The organism is Streptomyces cupreus (assembly GCF_014257025.1).
GTDB classification, from domain to species: domain Bacteria; phylum Actinomycetota; class Actinomycetes; order Streptomycetales; family Streptomycetaceae; genus Streptomyces; species Streptomyces cupreus.
Window position 1 is genome coordinate 1 of the sequence record NZ_JACMSF010000183.1, and the last position, 686, is coordinate 686.

Here is a 686-nt window from a genome sequence, read left to right on the forward strand (position 1 = left end):
GAGGGGTCGATCTGGCCGCGGTCGACGCCGTGCCGGGCGCTGGTGGGGTCGGCGTGGTGGAGGTTGTGCCAGCTCTCGCCGAACGAGAGCAGGGCGAGGGGCCACAGGTTGGTGGCCCGGTCGTGGCGCCGGGTGCGGAACGGGCGCTCGCCGATCATGTGGCAGAGGGAGTTCACGCTCCAGGTGACGTGGTGGAGCAGGGCGATGCGCACAAGTCCCGCCCACAGCAAGGCGGTTACCCCGTACACCCAGGTACCGCCGATGGCCCAGCCCGCCCCGAACGGCAGCGCGAGGGTGAGGAGGCACAGCGCCGGGAAGGCGCGGGCGACGGCCCGGATGTCGCGGTCGGCCAGCAGGTCGGGGGCGTACCGGTCGGCGGGTGTGCGGTCGTTGCGGAACAGCCAGCCGACGTGCGCGTGCAGCAACCCGCGCAACTGGCCGCGCAGATGTGTGCCGTAGCGGTACGGGGAGTGCGGATCGCCGGGCCGGTCGGTGAAGGCGTGGTGGCGGCGGTGGGTGGCGACCCAGCCGATGACATCGCCCTGGAAGCTCATCGAGCCGGCCACCGCGAGTGCGATCCGCACGGGGCGGACGGCCCGGTAACCGCCGTGGGTGAGACCGCGGTGGAAGCCGACCGTGACGCCGAGACCCGTGACCGTGTAGAGGACGAGGGCGAGCACGATGTC

General features: G+C 72.6%; 1 protein-coding gene. It reads right to left on the reverse strand.

Annotated features, from left to right (window positions below; all coding sequences use genetic code 11):
• A partial coding sequence (locus H4N64_RS44205; protein WP_186288266.1) for an acyl-CoA desaturase occupies positions 1-686 on the reverse strand: 686 nt, incomplete at both ends.